This is a genomic window from Mucilaginibacter aquatilis (genome assembly GCF_009755275.1).
GTDB classification, from domain to species: domain Bacteria; phylum Bacteroidota; class Bacteroidia; order Sphingobacteriales; family Sphingobacteriaceae; genus Mucilaginibacter; species Mucilaginibacter aquatilis.
Window position 1 is genome coordinate 246,553 of sequence record NZ_WQLA01000008.1, and the last position, 16,338, is coordinate 262,890.

The 16,338-nt window shown below is 40.7% G+C and carries 15 protein-coding genes; 9 read left to right on the top strand and 6 right to left on the bottom strand.

Annotated features, from left to right (window positions below):
- Window positions 1–46 precede the first annotated feature (46 nt).
- From GO816_RS18395 to GO816_RS18405, 3 genes are all read left to right on the top strand, one after another.
- Entirely contained in the window at window positions 47–901 is an 855-nt protein-coding gene (locus GO816_RS18395) for a helix-turn-helix domain-containing protein (RefSeq protein ID WP_157543420.1), read from the top strand.
- 80 nt (window positions 902–981) lie between these two features.
- Complete coding sequence (locus tag GO816_RS18400; protein ID WP_157543421.1) at window positions 982–1,695, top strand: SIP domain-containing protein; 714 nt, start codon at window positions 982–984, stop codon at window positions 1,693–1,695.
- Between the two features lie 217 nt (window positions 1,696–1,912).
- A complete protein-coding gene (locus tag GO816_RS18405) occupies window positions 1,913–2,650 on the top strand; it encodes a class I SAM-dependent methyltransferase (protein WP_157543422.1) in 738 nt (245 codons plus the stop codon).
- A gap of 220 nt (window positions 2,651–2,870) precedes the next feature.
- Here the strand turns inward: GO816_RS18405 and GO816_RS18410 are convergent, their stop codons facing one another.
- From GO816_RS18410 to GO816_RS18425, 4 genes are all read right to left on the bottom strand, one after another.
- Window positions 2,871–3,950 (bottom strand): SGNH/GDSL hydrolase family protein, encoded by a 1,080-nt coding sequence (locus tag GO816_RS18410; RefSeq protein ID WP_157543423.1) that lies wholly within the window; start codon window positions 3,948–3,950, stop codon window positions 2,871–2,873.
- Window positions 3,951–4,178: 228 nt separating this feature from the next.
- Window positions 4,179–4,907 carry an endonuclease III domain-containing protein gene (locus GO816_RS18415; protein ID WP_157543424.1) on the bottom strand — a complete coding sequence of 243 codons (729 nt, stop codon included), beginning with the start codon at window positions 4,905–4,907 and terminating at the stop codon, window positions 4,179–4,181.
- Between the two features lie 113 nt (window positions 4,908–5,020).
- On the bottom strand, window positions 5,021–7,390 hold the full coding sequence (locus GO816_RS18420) for an endonuclease MutS2 (RefSeq protein ID WP_157543425.1): 2,370 nt from the start codon (window positions 7,388–7,390) through the stop codon (window positions 5,021–5,023).
- Window positions 7,390–7,863 (bottom strand): DUF4296 domain-containing protein, encoded by a 474-nt coding sequence (locus tag GO816_RS18425; protein WP_198171576.1) that lies wholly within the window; start codon window positions 7,861–7,863, stop codon window positions 7,390–7,392. The genes GO816_RS18420 and GO816_RS18425 overlap by 1 nt, the downstream gene beginning before the upstream one ends.
- 150 nt (window positions 7,864–8,013) lie before the next feature.
- Between GO816_RS18425 and GO816_RS18430 the strand changes: the two genes are divergently transcribed.
- Genes GO816_RS18430 through GO816_RS18445 form a run of 4 tightly spaced genes read left to right on the top strand, consistent with a single transcriptional unit; the run spans window position 8,014 to window position 11,247 of the window.
- Window positions 8,014–8,703: a YggS family pyridoxal phosphate-dependent enzyme gene (locus GO816_RS18430; RefSeq protein WP_157543427.1), complete on the top strand. Its 690-nt coding sequence runs from the start codon at window positions 8,014–8,016 to the stop codon at window positions 8,701–8,703.
- An 8-nt stretch (window positions 8,704–8,711) separates the two neighbouring features.
- Window positions 8,712–9,185 carry a GNAT family N-acetyltransferase gene (locus GO816_RS18435; RefSeq protein ID WP_157543428.1) on the top strand — a complete coding sequence of 158 codons (474 nt, stop codon included), beginning with the start codon at window positions 8,712–8,714 and terminating at the stop codon, window positions 9,183–9,185.
- Window positions 9,182–9,982: a DUF3298 and DUF4163 domain-containing protein gene (locus GO816_RS18440; protein ID WP_157543429.1), complete on the top strand. Its 801-nt coding sequence runs from the start codon at window positions 9,182–9,184 to the stop codon at window positions 9,980–9,982. Before GO816_RS18435 ends, GO816_RS18440 begins: the two co-directional genes overlap by 4 nt.
- A gap of 2 nt (window positions 9,983–9,984) precedes the next feature.
- Window positions 9,985–11,247 carry an aspartate kinase gene (locus GO816_RS18445; protein ID WP_157543430.1) on the top strand — a complete coding sequence of 421 codons (1,263 nt, stop codon included), beginning with the start codon at window positions 9,985–9,987 and terminating at the stop codon, window positions 11,245–11,247.
- 7 nt (window positions 11,248–11,254) lie between these two features.
- Here GO816_RS18445 and GO816_RS18450 read toward each other — a convergent pair whose 3' ends face one another.
- Window positions 11,255–13,315, bottom strand: a complete 2,061-nt coding sequence (locus GO816_RS18450) for a tetratricopeptide repeat-containing sensor histidine kinase (protein ID WP_198171577.1) — start codon at window positions 13,313–13,315, stop codon at window positions 11,255–11,257.
- Between the two features lie 162 nt (window positions 13,316–13,477).
- A complete protein-coding gene (locus GO816_RS18740) occupies window positions 13,478–13,651 on the bottom strand; it encodes a hypothetical protein (RefSeq protein ID WP_198171578.1) in 174 nt (57 codons plus the stop codon).
- Between the two features lie 205 nt (window positions 13,652–13,856).
- On the opposite strand from GO816_RS18740, the gene GO816_RS18455 reads away from it, so the two are divergent.
- Both GO816_RS18455 and GO816_RS18460 read left to right on the top strand, forming a co-directional pair.
- Entirely contained in the window at window positions 13,857–15,212 is a 1,356-nt protein-coding gene (locus GO816_RS18455) for a glutamine synthetase family protein (protein WP_157543432.1), read from the top strand.
- A gap of 39 nt (window positions 15,213–15,251) precedes the next feature.
- Window positions 15,252–16,298 carry a hypothetical protein gene (locus tag GO816_RS18460; protein ID WP_157543433.1) on the top strand — a complete coding sequence of 349 codons (1,047 nt, stop codon included), beginning with the start codon at window positions 15,252–15,254 and terminating at the stop codon, window positions 16,296–16,298.
- Window positions 16,299–16,338: the final 40 nt, after the last annotated feature.

Genomic DNA, 16,338 nt, shown 5'->3' on the forward strand with positions numbered 1-16,338 from the left:
AATTTAACATATTTAGCAACCCTCCCCTACCAGGGAGGGTTTATTTATGCAACACATACCCGTACATAAACTTACCGTACGCAGCGGAATTGGCATTGAAATAAAACATACTGCCGATTTTGACGCGCGCATGCAGGACGTAAAAAATCTTGGTGCACACCGCGATGATCATTACATATTTTTTATGATTGATAGTGGTTACGGGTCTATCATGATTGACTTTGAAGAGGTTGCTATTCACGAAAAATCAATATTTTATGTGCTGCCTGCACAGGTTCATCATAAAATAGAAAACAGCGAAGCCGAAGGTTGGTTTATTGCGGTTGATACTATGCTGGTTCCAAAAGAATATCGCATGGTGTTTGAAAACCAGCTGCTGTTGCAGCAACCATATAAACTCGATGAGGCGAGTCACCTACACTGCCTTACGCTAATTAAGCTACTGTACAATCATTTTAATCATCATAAACAATCGCCGTTTTACCTTGAGATACTGCATTCACTGCTACATTCCTTTATAGGTATGGCCGCCTGTGGCTATGAAACACTGCACGACTCTGGTAAGAAGAAGTTACGTCCTTCGCAAATAATGCAGGATTTCAAAAACATACTTAATGCTAACTTCAAAACAGAGAAGCGCCCAGCAGCTTACGCATCCATGCTGAACATCTCTGAGTCGTACCTTAACGAATCGTTAAAGAACACAACAGGCTTACCGGTTTCATACTGGATAACTAATGAGGTAATTTTAGAGGCCAAACGTCTTTTATATTACAGCAACCTTAATGTAAAGCAAATTGCGCATGAAGTAGGTTATGATGACCATACTTACTTTTCACGCTTATTTAAAAAATCAACCGGTAAAACACCGTTAGCCTTTAAAGCAACTTACCGCAAATAGTCCAACACTTACCTTAATTGTTCCATTTCAGGAGTTGAGCAGTCTGGCTTACTTTGTAATATTAATCAGCAATTATTACAATGCAAAGCCATACCCTGCACCGATTAAAGAAAAAAGCTTTAGGCTTAATAGAAAGCCGAATGCTTAAGTACGGCCAAGTACTTGAAGTGCGCAAGTGGGAGCCATCAACCATTATTGAAATTGACCTCCACCTGCCACAAACCACTATGGATGCCTGGCTCGAAGTACCGTATATAAAATGCAAAGTAGCCGACCTTACCTATCGTGACTATACCCCATCGGGCTGGGATGCCGAAACCCAAACCTGTACGCTGTTTGTTGATGCCAACCATAATGGTGCAGGCAGCCAGTGGGCACAAAAACTGCGAAAGGGTGATACTGTAAGCTATGTTGGTACTAACTCAACCCGGCAAACGCCTAATGTTACATCATCGGTTATATGCCTGGGTGATGAAAGCAGCATTGGGCATTTGCTGGCCATGCAGCAGCTTACGCTGCCGTCAACGCGGTTTTCAGGTGCAGTGGTTATTGGCAATCAGGAGCATCGTAATCAGTTTAAAGAATATCTGCGTTCGCCACTGCAACCAATTGCCCGCAATGATGTGTATGGCCATCATAGTTTAACCGAGTGGCTGCTACAGCAATCATACAACCTTCAAAATACTTTTTTTTATATTGTGGGCAACAATACGATGGTAGTTGAGCTACGCAAATTATTACGTAAACAAGGATACAATTCAAACCAGATCAAATGCCAGGGCTTTTGGTCATAAAACCATTATTATTATGTGCAGCACCATTGCTTTATTATTAAGTACTATTTTACGTTTAGGCATTGCAGGCGGTGCCAGCTACTGGCTGGTAAAGCAAATGAGCCATTGCGATAAAAAAATCAGTTAAGCGCAACTATCTCTTACTTGATATTTTATATGCCTTTTTAAAACAAATAAGGTACATTAGCCTTGCTTTAACGTAAATCACACTCAAGCTATGTTAATTTTAAGGACTTGCCTTTTACCCGCCGTGTTGTTTTTTTGCTGCTGTAACCAGCATGCAACTACCCGTACTGACGAACAAAAGGCAACCCAACAAAAAGACACCGTTTACACCTACAAAAAGCCGGCTAAAAATGGCATAGGCAAAGTGTACAAGGGCCGTGAAATTGCCCAGGTTATGGGCTTTAGCGGTGCCGGATGGCTTGAACGCGACACACGCAATCAGGAGGAAAATGTACAACTTGCTGTTAAAAACCTTCCGGTAGATAAAAAGAGCGTGGTGGCTGACATTGGTGCCGGCACAGGTTTTTACACCTTTCGCATAGCACCTAAAGTGAGTAAAGTTTTGGCTATTGAATTGCAAGACGAAGCGCTTGACTATTTAAAACTGCGTAGTAAAGAGCTTAAACAAAACAACGTAGAGGTGGTGAAAGGGATGGAAAAATCACCTAACCTGCCTGATAATAGCGTTGACTTAGCTTTGTTGGTTGATGTTTACCACGAGCTGGAGTTTCCGCAGGAATACTTGCAGGCTTTATATAGGTCTTTAAAGCCGGGAGGTAAAATTGTGATGCTTGAATATCGGGGTGAAGACCCCGAAGTGCCTATTAAAGAGCTTCACAAAACAACCGAAAAACAAATTACCAAAGAACTGGCCGCTAATGGGTTTACCTTTGTCGAGGACAAAAATGGACTACCTATGCAGCATTTCTTGATCTATCAAAAGAAATAGGTTAAGTGCATTTGTATGCTGTAAAGCTATTAAGCAGTATACTTGATAAGCTTTCATACATGTAAACGGGTAACATTATGTTTCCTTAAAGTTACACATCATAAAATTGCAAAGGCTCAACAATTCCTGATTGTTGAGCCTTTGCCGCTTTTGTATATGCATCAGTTTCAGCGTCCTGAAGTGAGTTAAATCTTTGCTAACAAATACACTTGTTAAGCTATCACCACTTTATATTCTTACTGATAAAGCTTATTAATTGCTCAGACATTGCTTTATGCTCTTTTAAACTTGGGTGCCCGCCGGTATTTTTGAACGGAAACATCAGCGAGTGAATATTTTTATCCTGTAAGTTTTTTACAGCTTGCTGAACATAACCCGGCCACGCCGAACCTGCGCGAGTAGCATCCATACTACCAAGTGCACATATAATTTGCGCATTGGGATATTTTGAGCGTATGGTTGAAATGAAGTTTTGGTAACTTTTAATTATAAATTCGGGTGTGGGTGCCTGCGTACCAAAGCGGGCTTTAAATTGTTCATTTTCGGGTTTTAAAACAATCCATGAGTCGTTCTGGAAAAGGTTCACCACTACTACGTCAGGCGTGTATTTGCTAAAGTCCCAGCGGCTTGTTGAATCATTGGCATCTAAACGGTTGTACATTTCGGGCATGATTAATGGGAACCAGCTTACCATAATTCCTATACCACTTCGCGCAATGCAACTGTATTCGGCATTGAAATGCCTGGCGGTAATAGCGGCATAGCTCTGGTAATTGTCTTCAAACGGCGGTGTACCTCTGTCAAGTTTGGTTGTATCAAGGTTGCCGAAGCCGCAGGTTATAGAGTTTCCATAAAACTCAATTTTGCGAGCTTTCCCAGGAGAGGCGGGCAAAATTTGTGCACCTTTTTCCAGGTTAAACCCATAAAACCATGTTTTGCCAAAAGCCCATTCTGATAGTTTAAATAACTCTAATGAATGCCTTCCAGGTTTCAAGCCTTTGGCCAGTGTATACCATTGCTTTTGGTTTGATGGGTTTATTTTTTGTACCACCTGCCCGTCAACAATTATATTATAAAAGTTTTGTCCACCCTCATCTTTAAGCAATGCCTTAACCTCACTGCCGCTAAAATTAATCTTAACGCTGTTGCCCGACCATGACAACATGGTACTATCGGGCTTGCTATCAACGCGCCCCATGTAGTGTATGTGCTTATCAGAACTTTTTATATCAATATTTTGTGCAAAGCAGGATACCGCACTGCTTAAAGTGAGCAACAAAATTGGGAATAGTTTATTCATGATAGTTTTAATAACTTTTAAACAGTATTTTTATTTAGAATAAATATAAACTACTTTTGTACCCGACAAGTGCCATGGAACAAGAGCAAATAAATAACACATCCCAATATACTGCTAATCAGTTTATATTGAAAGATTTTACTTTTCAACTTGATTGCGTTTACAAAAAGTGCTGTAAAAAGTACAAGAAAGGTAAACGCTGCGGCAGTTGCCCAAAAAAGTAGGCTCTTAATTGTTGATTGGCGGTTGGCCTGAAATGTACTCGCCACCAGCGCTTGCTATCTTTCTACCTGTCTCACAACTATCCAGTAATACGCAATTACCACAAGCGGGCTTCAAATAAAAACACACCTTTTGGCCGTGCCTCATCATCACCTGATGGTGATCAAACATTTCTTTAGCAGTAAACTCAGCCGGTAGTTGATTCTCTAAAATCCGGTTGGCTTTACCCTCACCTATCTTTACATCAATCAATCCTAATCTTACAGCTACCCTATAGTGATGCGAATCAACAGGTAATGCTCTGCCGCGCAAATTGCTGAAAGATATTACTGCAGCGCTGCTCTTTGGCCCTACTCCCGGAAAAGATTCCAGCCACGTACGAGCATCGTCCACATTCATACCAGCTAAAAAGTCTAAATTAAGTTCGCCACGCTGTTCTGTAATAAGCCGTAAAACCTGCTGTAATCTTGGTGCTTTTTGCTCGGGCCATGTACAAGGTTTAAGTGCTACCTGCACCTCAGCTACATCCGCATCACGTACACTTTCCCACGAGCCAAAGGCGTTTTGCAAATTAGTAAATGCCTCTGCCGAGTGGCTGTTTTTTGTACGGTGAGAAAGCAAGGTTGACACCAATTCACTCAGTGGATCATAGTCATGAAAGTACCTTATTTGGCTGCCGTAAACGGCATATAAACGGTTATGCACCTCCAGCACAAAATCTTTTACATCATACATTACTCTATAACGCCACGCCCCTGCGGTTGTTTAATAACAAAGGGTATCAAAGCCGGCAATATGTTCCAGCTCTGATACCCTTTAAGTATCTTTCTTAATGTTCTTACTCTTCGTTATTTGAGATGCACGTAGGTTATTCCATCACCGCCCCTATCCGGGTGTTCATCTTCCATGTGGCTTACTTCGTTATACTTCTTAAGGTAGCCACGTATTAGTTTCCGTAAAATACCATCGCCCTTGCCATGAATAACTTTGAGGTTACCAAAGCTCATCATAATGGCGCGGTCTAACAGCTTTTCAATAGCATGTAACGCATCCTCACCACGCATTCCCCGCACATCAATCTCCGGACTAAAACCGGCTACATCACTGGTAGAGGAAGCACTGGTGCCTGCCCGACGTATTTCTTTAGGAACTTCCTTACGAGATGCCTTTTGGACGCGCTTGCGCTTGGCTACAGTACGCAAATCACCTATGGCAATAATAATGTTGTCTTTGGCTATTTCCATTACCTGGCCTGTAGTGTTCGAGTCCGTAAGCTTTACCCAATCACCAACCCTAATTTCCTCATCGGCAATTTGCTTGGCAGCAGATGCTTCCGTTTTAACCGTATTCTTTTGCGCTTCGCGGTTTAAGTTCTCACGTAGGGCCCGTGTTTTCTCCTTATCAGCCTGGTTATTTTTGATTTCGGCAATGGTATTTTCAACCAGCTTATTTGCGTTAGTAATAATATCCTTAGCCTGCTGCTTGGCATCACGAATAAGCGCACGCTGATTTTCCTCCAGGTAGCTTTTCAGCTTTTCATTCTCTGTAAGCAAATCATCCACACGCTTTTGCTGGCGGTTAAGCTGTACTTTGGTATCGTAAATCTCCTTTTTCTCCCGCTCCAGGTCAACCAATAATGTATCAACCTTCTTTTGCGTAAAACCTATCTTATTTTTTGCCAGATTAAGCACCTGCGGAGGTAATCCAATTTTTTGGGCAATTTCAAATGCATAAGAGCTGCCGGGTTTACCTACCTCTAGCTGGTATAATGGCTTCATTTGCACATTATCAAACAGCATGGAGGCGTTCTCAATGCCTTCAGTATTACTCGAAAATATTTTAAGGTTAGAGTAGTGCGTGGTTACCATGCCGCGCACCTTCTTATGGTTAAGCGATTCAAGTACAGCTTCGGCAATTGGGCCACCAAACTGCGGATCGGTGCCTGTACCAAACTCATCAATGAGGATCATGGTTTTGCCGTTAGCCATTTCAACAAAGTGCTTCATTTTACTTAAATGGGCACTATATGTACTCAGGTCGCTTTCAATAGACTGGTCGTCGCCAATATCAACAAACAATTGTTTGAACACACCGGCTGTACTGCTCTCATCAGCCGGTATAAGCAAGCCGGCCTGTATCATCATTTGTAGTAAACCAACCGTTTTCATACAAACTGATTTACCTCCCGCGTTAGGGCCTGATACGGTGATGATACGCGTACCTTCATCAATTTGCACGTTAAGCGGCGCTACTGTTTTTTGTTCTTTTTTAAAACTTAAAAACAGTAATGGATGGCGGGCATTGATAAACCGTAATCTGGCTTCGTTAACAACCACAGGCATTACACCCTCAACATCAATGGCAAACAGTGCCTTTGCCCTAACAAAGTCAAGCTTGGTAAGTAAACCATGATATGACAGCAGTAACGGAACGTATGGCCTGAGCTCATCAGTTAACTGGGTAAGAATTCTTACAATTTCGCGGCGGCGTTCAAACTCAAAATCGCGAATGCGATTATTGAGTGAAAAAACTTCTTCGGGCTCAATGTAAACTGTTTGCCCTGTGGCCGATTCGTCGTGTATAAAACCTTTAAGCTTTCGCTTGTTTTCGGCCAATAACGGTATACACAAGCGGCCATCGCGTATGGTAAGCGAGCCATCTGCCGTCCAGCCGCTTGAGCTTGCACTTTTAAAAATATGGTCAATTTTACGGCGCGCTTCCTGTTCGGCTTTGCTTATGCCCGAGGTAATATCCTGTAATTCTCTTGAGGCATTGGGACGTATCTTACCTTTAGCATCAAGCACCATATCTATTTTTTTGAGTATAGATTTTTCAATGGGCAGGTGCTCAAATAAGGCCTCCAGGTTTGGATATTGCCCTTCGCGCTCATTAAAATAAGCTATAACTGCAAACACAGTTGTTAACGAAGTTTGTATTTGAAAAAACTCTTCCTCGCTAAGAAAAGTGCCTTCAATTCTGACCTTGTTGGCCAATGATTTTATATCAAAAAAATGATTGATGGGCAATGCCACATCATTTTGCAGTATGTTTTTAAATTCATTGGCCTGACTCAAAAATTTACGAATCAGATCAAAATTATTCATCACCTGAATTTTATCAACCATTTGCTGGCCCATAGTACTCAGGCAGTGTGCTTTTATTAACTCCTTTACTTCGGTAAAGCCTAATTTATCAGCACTATTATCTGGATATAACATTATAGTAGTTTCGGTTTAACAGGCTTTTTAACAGCAGAATCTGTTTTTGCCTTCTTACGTATGGAGTCAGCCTTAAGCTTCTCTGCTTTTTTTACCGAATCGGCAACACGTTTTGCCCTTTCGGCTAATAATTTATTTTGTTTAACTTGTAGTAATGAATCGGCTTTGGCGCGAGCTTTTAATGATGAATCAACCTTTGCCTTGATGATATCGCTTACCTTAACGTAAATATCATAAAGCTGGTCGGGTTCGTTAGCATACCAGGCAAAGCTTTTTCTAAATTGAACGCTGTCTGCCCCGTGTGCTTTAAAAACTTTATCATACCGGCTTACGCCATGCTTAAACAAGCTATCGGGCATTGCAGGCACATTTGATAAACTTCCGTCAACTATGTGAACATCTACCAACAAAGGCACCATTTGCTTGGGGCTCAGAATACCGTTGGGCCTGCCTTGCTTGCACGAGGCAAGCATAACAACCGCTGCAAAAAAAAACAAGATTTTATATATACGCATTCCGTAATTTAGCGGGCTCATAAGTAGCCCTCACATTTCTGCCCAATAAAAGGCAGTTTTAGCAGCAGCTTATGTAGCTTAATTTTAAAGAGCAAATTTACATAATAAATGAGCATTACTGATAATATTAATAGTGTTAAACGCGAACTCGATACCGTTAGTGTAACCCTTGTTGCGGTTTCCAAAACCAAGCCTGTGAGCGATTTACAAGAGGCATACGACGCCGGTCAGCGCATTTTTGGCGAAAACCAAGTGCAGGAGCTGGTTGAAAAGTATGAAGCACTACCAAAAGATATTGAATGGCATTTGGTTGGCCATTTGCAAACTAATAAGGTTAAATACATTGCGCCCTTTATTAGCCTTATACAATCGGTTGACAGTCTTAAATTGCTGCAGGAAATTAATAAGCAGGCCGAAAAAAACAAACGTGTTATTGATTGCCTGCTACAGGTTTACATTGCCGACGAGGAAACCAAATACGGCCTTGGTTTTGATGAAGTGATTGAATTGCTGCGATCTGAAGAGTTTGCTCAATTGAAAAACATTCGCATACGTGGGCTTATGGGCATTGCTACCAATACCGATAGCGAAAAGCAGATTAAAGAAGAGTTTTACGAGCTAGATACCTTTTTTGATGGCATAACCCAAAGCTTTTTCAGGCATGAAGACAGTTTTGACACCCTATCAATGGGCATGTCTGGAGATTATAAGATTGCCATAGAGCAAGGCAGCACCATGGTACGTTTAGGAAGCACCATTTTTGGCGACCGCGTTATTAAGCATTACAAAAACAATTAATTGTACATATGAAGGCACATTTAAGAGTGGCGCAAAAGCAAGATTGTCCGCGGTTATTGGAATTGATAAGGGAGCTGGCAGTATACGAACGTGCCCCTCAGGAAGTGACGGTTACCTTGCAACAATTTGAAGAAGCCGGCTTTGGCGTAAAACCAGTTTGGAAAGCCTTTGTTGTAGAGGTGAATGAATTTATTGTAGGTTTTGCCCTTTATTACGTGCGCTATTCAACCTGGAAAGGCAGCCGCCTTTACCTTGAAGATTTAATAGTAACTGAAATTATGCGCGGAAAAGGCATCGGCAAAATGCTGTTTAACCGCATGATACAAGAGGCTAGGGAGCTTGGCTTTAGAGGAATGACCTGGCAGGTGCTTGACTGGAATGAACCGGCAATAAAATTTTATAAAAAATATGAAGCCGGCCTGGAGGCAGGTTGGCTTAATGCATCATTATCAACCGAGCAGATACTAAACTATCCGTTATGAGAACTAAATTTTTAACACTGATAAGCATAGCTGGCCTGAGTTTAACCGCCTGCGTAGAAAGAAAGCCAAAAAACGATATTCCTGATGTATGGCAGGACACGCTTACTTATCAGTTTAAAACCATAAACGCCAAAGCTGATGATTGCGCCGGCAAACCTGATAGTGCTTGTACTACTATAAAATTTCGCTATCCTGCTTTTGATAATCAGCCTTTACTTAATGATACTGTAGTAACCGGTCTGTCAACACTGTTAGACCGTCAAAAAGGAATAGCCGGACTACAACGCCTGAGCTGGCAATTTTTGCAAGACTACAAAGATTTCAAAAAACAAAATCCTAAATCACCGGCATTTTTTGAGTTAAATAGTAAAGTTGATGTAATACGTCAAGACAGCAGCTTACTTAATTTGGAATACAACGGATACCAGTTTACCGGTGGTGCGCACGGAATGACCATTGTTAGATACCTTAACTGGGATGTGGCCGGTAAAAAGAAAATATTACTGAGCGACATTTTCAGGCCAGGTTATGAAGACGAATTGAACAAAATTGCAGAGCAAATTTTCCGTAAACAAGAAAACCTTTCTGAAACGGCTTCACTGGCTAACAATTATTTTTTTAAGGACGCCAAATTCAGCCTGAACCAAAACTTTTTAATTACACCGGTAGGCATTACGTTTTTATACAACCAGTATGAAATTAAGCCTTATGCAGCCGGCCGTACTACGTTAGAAATCCCTTACGAAAAAATTAAAACGCTGCTTAAGCAAGGCACCGTTACAGCCCGATATAATTAATAATGCTTGTATTTAAATTTGGAGGAGCATCGGTAAAAGATGCTGCAGGAGTAGCAAACCTGGCAAATGTTGTAAAAAAGTATGCTGGTGGACCACTGTTGATTGTGGTATCGGCAATGGGAAAAACAACGAATGCGCTTGAAAAACTTACCAAAGCTTACTTCGAGCAGCATGATAGCATGCACATTCTTTACGATGAGATTAAGCAATACCACTACGGCATTATGCATGAGTTGTTTGGCTCCGAGCATCCGGTATTTGACGAGATAAATAACACGTTTGTTGAGATTGACTGGATGCTGGAAGATGAGCCGGTAGACACATTTGACTTCATTTACGATCAGCTGGTATCGGTTGGCGAATTACTGTCAACACGTATAGTTGATGCTTACCTAAGCCAAAGCGGTTTAAATAGCAAATGGCTTGATGTAAGAGGATACATTCATACCGATAATACTTATAGGGAAGGCGTAGTTGACTGGACTAAAACCTGCGAAAGCATACAGCAGGATATTCCTGCAATGCTAAGTCAAAACATTATTGTAACGCAGGGCTTTTTAGGAGGTACATCAGAAAACTTCACCACAACGCTTGGCCGTGAGGGGTCTGACTATACAGCCTCTATATTTGCGGCCTGCCTCAATGCAAAGTCTGTTACCACCTGGAAAGATGTACCGGGTGTACTTAACGCCGATCCGAAATTATTTACTGATACCGTAAAGTTTGATGAATTATCATACGCAGAAGCTATGGAAATGACTTATTACGGCGCTACGGTAATTCACCCAAAAACTATTAAGCCTTTACAAAACGCAGGTATCCCGTTATTGGTAAAGCCCTTTGGTGATCCTGAAGCACCTGGTACTAAAATTGGAAACACAAGTAATCAAAGCTTTGAAAAAGCTGTAATAATTGTAAAAGACAATCAGGTGCTGCTATCAGTATCAGCCAAAGATTATTCATTCATTACCGAAAAGCATTTGAGCAATGTCTATAACATATTTGCTCAAAACCTATTAAAAGTCAACGTTTTGCAAACCTCGGCATTAAGCCTGTCTGCATGTTTTGACTTCATTGACGAGCGATTTGAAAAGCTGATGGGTCAGCTGCAGGAAAACTTTAATGTTAAATATAACAGCAACCTAAAGCTGATAACCTTACGCCACTTTGAACAGGGTTTAATTAAACAACTAACCGAAGGAAAAAAAGTATTGTTGGAACAAACCAGCCGCAACACCGCACAAATTGTGTTTGCCAGCAATTAATATAACACTAAATATCGGCCTTGCTAGCTTTTATCGACAACGTGTCAATCTGTACACCGGGCACAGTAACCTTAAATAAAGGCAAGGCAAAATAAAACGTTGAACCCTGATTCACAACGCTGTTTACCCAAATACGGCCCTTGTTAAGGTCAATAAATTCTTTGCAAATCAAAAGTCCCAGGCTGGTACCTGTTTCATTGTTGGTACCTTTGGTACTGGTGTTGCTGATGTTGAAGATACGATCAATACGTTCGGCCTTTATACCTACGCCACTATCTGTTACAGAAAAAACAACTTCAGATAACTCTGTATCTATTTCGGCCGCAATAATAACGTTACCGCCCGACGCCGTAAACTTAACTGCGTTTGATAACAGGTTACGCACAATGAATTCAAAATGATTAGGGTCAACAGTAATAGCCATATGCTCGTCCACCCTATCAATTATCCTGATCTTCTTTTTCTCAGCACTTGAGCTTACCAATCCCATTACCCGTGTAATAGCTTGTTTAGGTTCAACAATCATACTGTTTAACCTTACGCCCTTTATTTGCATTTCGCCCCACTTAAGGAGCATGTTAAGCGTTTCTAATGATATGTTTGCAGCAGTAGTAAGCTTTTTCACCAGCATTACGCGCTCTTCGGCACCAATATCATCATCCTCAAGTAAATGCATTAAATCCAAAACCGACGCAAACGGCGATCGTAAATCATGTGCTAATACTGAGAACAGTTTATCTTTTACCCGGTTAGATTCTTCCAGACTGGTATTTGCCGTATTAAGAAGCTTATTAAGTTTACGCGTTTTATAAAAATAGTAGCTTACAATAGCAACCACAAACAATGATGCGATGCATAAACCTATAAATACGTTGCTTTCAAGCCGTTGACGGCTATTTTGCTGCTTCAACTGGTTAACACGCGCCTTCGATTTGTATAACTCATAGCCCGACTGTAGGCTAACAACCTGCCTGGCCATCTTTTTATAAAAAAAACTATCGGCCAAAGCATTCTGCTTTTCCTTCATCAGCAATGCAGTTTCAAAGTTTTTTTGCGATTTATATAGGTCAGCTAGCCTACCCAAAACCTCAATTTCCTGCTTACGTGCACCCTTTTCGCGCACCAGGTTTAAAGCCAAATTGTAATAATGTATTGCTTCTTTACCATTTAAAGCGCCATAGGTATCAGCCAGGCCGGTAAGGGTTTGATACTCGCGCAAATAGTTTTGAATTTTACGCGCCTTCTCCAATGCCGATTTTTGCAGCTGAATTGACTTTCGCTTGTTACCTTCTTTGTTATATACTTTGGCCAGGTTATTTGTAAGCGAAATGTTTAGCCCCTGGTACTGCGGCTCATCACTTAAAAGAATTCCTTTTTCAAGGTAAGTTTTAGCCTTTTCGGTAAGGCCTAATTCACGGTAAATAATACCGTAATTATTATAAATGTTTAATGATAAATTTGAAAACGGAAGCGTTTTGTTAATCCCTTCGGCTATGTTAAGGTAAGTAAGGGCCATTTTAAATTTGCGCTGGCCTACGTAACCTTCTGATACGGTTAAATAAGCTTCCATTTTACCAGCCTCGTTATTACTACGATCAGCAACCTTAAGGGATTGTAAGAAATATCCTATTGCTTTATCATAATTACCCTTCCGCAGCTCAACCACACCAAGGCGTATTATAACAGCAGCTTCACCAACAGCGTTACCTTTTTTGCGATACAGCTGCAGTGCCTCAGAATATTTTGCTCTTGATGATTCAAACTCGCCTAAGTTATCATCAATCATACCTAAATGATTAAGCATCATAGCCTTGCCATTTAGATCATTAGTTTTTTGGGCCAGTAAAATAGCTTGATTTGCGTAGTAAACAGCTGAATCAGGTTTTGAATAACGGTAGCGTTTAACCAATTTATCCAAATCAGAAATGGTAAGTGCGTTATTGTGCTTTGCTACCGGCAATGAAGCGGCAGATTGCGCTTTAACCCAACCTAAAGGCAGGCAAAACATCAAAATCAATAGCACAAATTTCAACAGGGGCATTAAAGTAGTACCGTAAATATAAGGCAATATCTTATGCTTTTTACGGGTACAAACTAAAATTGTTGTGTTTATAAATAACCGTTAGGCAGACTATAAATTGCCGATACAAATTTAATTAAAAATTAATAAACAACAAAAAAGCCCCTTGTAGTTTACAAAGGGCCCAAATTATAAAATGTGGTTAGTTCTTTACTTTTTGTTTTTCTGACCGCGGTCGCTATCTTTATTTGACGTTACAAACGAAGGCTGACCACCACTGTTACTTACACCTTTTGATTTTTGTACTTCGCGCTGGTTGGCAAATTTACGATCGGCTGTGGTTGAGCCCTGACCATTATTTGTTAAATTTTCCTGATTTTTCATGATTCACAATCCTTAAGTTCAACAATCATTTTAAGTAGACAAACTCATTGTCTTACTTTACGTATAAAACAATAACCGTACCGATGTTAATTTTAAAGAAAATAGCGTAAGAATTACCTGCTGAAAACTAGCTTAACCATGTAAGTGTAGCTTTATTACTGCATATTTATTTAACTTGCTCAACTATCACATAACCTTACGCCTTATGGATAAAAAACAAATAACAGACTACTTAGACAACCATAATATACAGCACATTAAGTTTGCCTTTGCAGATATAGACGGTGTTTTAAGGGGAAAAGTAATTCATCGAAGAAAGTTTGAAGCCGGACTTAATGATGGCTATGGCTTTTGCGATGTTGTTTTTGGTTGGGATAGCAATGATCAAGGCTATGATAATGTAAATGTTACCGGATGGCATACGGGTTACCCTGATAAGCAATGCAAAATTGATTTATCAACCTTTCGCACTATACCGTGGCAAAATGACATGCCGTTTTTTTTGGCCGACTTTGATGTGAAGGGCAATGAGCAGGTACCCTGCCCCCGTACTTTGCTTAAAAAAATTGCTAAAGAATGCCACGTCTTAGGCTTCCACCCTGAGTTTGCACAGGAATTTGAGTGGTTTAATTTTTCTGAAACAGCACAATCACTCGAGCAGAAAAACTTTACCAACATCAATCCGCTTACGCCGGGAATGTTCGGTTACTCCATATTACGTCCTTCGCAGCAAAGCGATTTTTACTTTGATCTGCTCAATCTGCTCACCCAGTTTGGTATACCTGTAGAAGGATTACATACCGAAACCGGACCCGGGGTGTACGAGATAGCGATAATGCATGACGAGGTTTTGACCGCTGCAGACAAAGCCGCATTATTAAAAAATGCCGTTAAGGAAATTGCTTCAAAACATGGCATTATGGCGTCTTTTATGGCAAAGTGGAGCCATGATTTGCCGGGTTGCAGCGGCCATGTACACCAAAGCCTGTGGAGCATGGATAAAAGCAAAAACTTGTTTTATGACGATGCGGATGAAAATAAAATGAGCGAAGTTATGAAGCATTATCTTGCAGGGCAGTTGTATTGTTTACCTCATATAGTTCCTATGTACGCACCTACCGTTAATAGCTACAAACGCTTGGTGGAGGGTGCATGGGCACCAACTACCGTTACCTGGGGAATTGATAACAGAACAGCTGCTTTGCGGGTACTGAACCATGCACACGATTATACCCGCCTGGAAACCCGTATTCCCGGGGCAGACTCCAATCCTTATTTGGCCCTTTCCGCGGCATTAGCTTCTGGTTTATATGGTATAAAACATAAATTACCATTAAATTTGCCTCCCGTTAGCGGTAACGGCTACAATTATAAAAGCAATGGCAGCATTGCTACCAATTTGTTTGATGCAGCTACCACCATGAAAAGCTCGGCAGTTGCCCGCGAGCTTTTTGGCGATGTGTTTACTGAGCACTTTACCAACACACGCGTTTGGGAATGGCGGCAGTTTAACCGGCACGTTACCGACTGGGAACTTAAACGTTATTTTGAAATTATATAATGGTTTGCTGCTAACCACGGCAACCGTTTAAAACCAATTATGGACCACGAATTAAGCAGGCAAATTGTACGTAAAGCCTGGGAAGGATATGATGCCTCAAAAATTATTAAAAGCATTGACGATATAAGCGCCAATGTATCAACCAATTTAGTTTTCAGAATAAGGTTTGAAGACGATGATATTGTAATTGCAAAGCTATCAAGCTTTGGAAAATATGACTACTTTAAAGAAGATCATCGTATAATACACAGCTTAAGCAATAACCTGCTGTACCCTTATGAAAACTTCCTTGCAAAGTCATTACTCAAAAATAACCGGGTTTACATTTACAGGCATCGCGGCAGCGGTGAGGAAGCCTGGGTGGTATTTTACAATCCAACGCGTATAATGGAACGCTTGCCCCGTCGGTTAGAGGACAATAACATACGCAAGTTTGCCCAGCAAACAGCTAAGTTTCATAAGGCTTGTGCACGTGTAAGCAAGGTGTTGCCAAAGTCTTCAAAGACTATGCGTACTGATATCAATAGTTTATTAGATCAGATTGCTGAAAACGAAAGCATATTTGGCACGCGCAGCCAAGTAGATCAGTTGCGTTATCATTGTGATAAGTATTTAAAAGGACGGGCCAAGTACGCGGCAAATACTTTTCAAACTATCCCGGTGTTTATTGATTGGAACATTGGCAACTTTTCGGTAACGCATAAGCAGGAGTTATATTCACGTTGGGACTATGATTGGTTTAGGATGACTAACCGTGTAATGGACTTTTACTTCTTTAGCAGGGTGGTTTCTGATGTAGGCGACCGCACGGTGTTTAGCTACTACATAACAACGCTTACAGAGAAACGCTTTATTCAATTTTTAGAAGAATATCACAAGCATAATCCGCTTACTGTTAATGAGGTATATTTTATGAAAGAGGCTTATCGCTTTTTTATACTTAATTATGTAATTAAAGATGGTAAACACTTTTTCCATGAGCAGTATGCCAATAAATTACAGCAGGAAGCCTATGATATTTACCTGCCCTCAGTTGAGCGCGATTTTGATGCAGAGGTAATATTAAAGGCACTAAAGCTTAAATAACTCAGCTTTTAAAACTAATGAAAGGCTAATTACCTTTTAT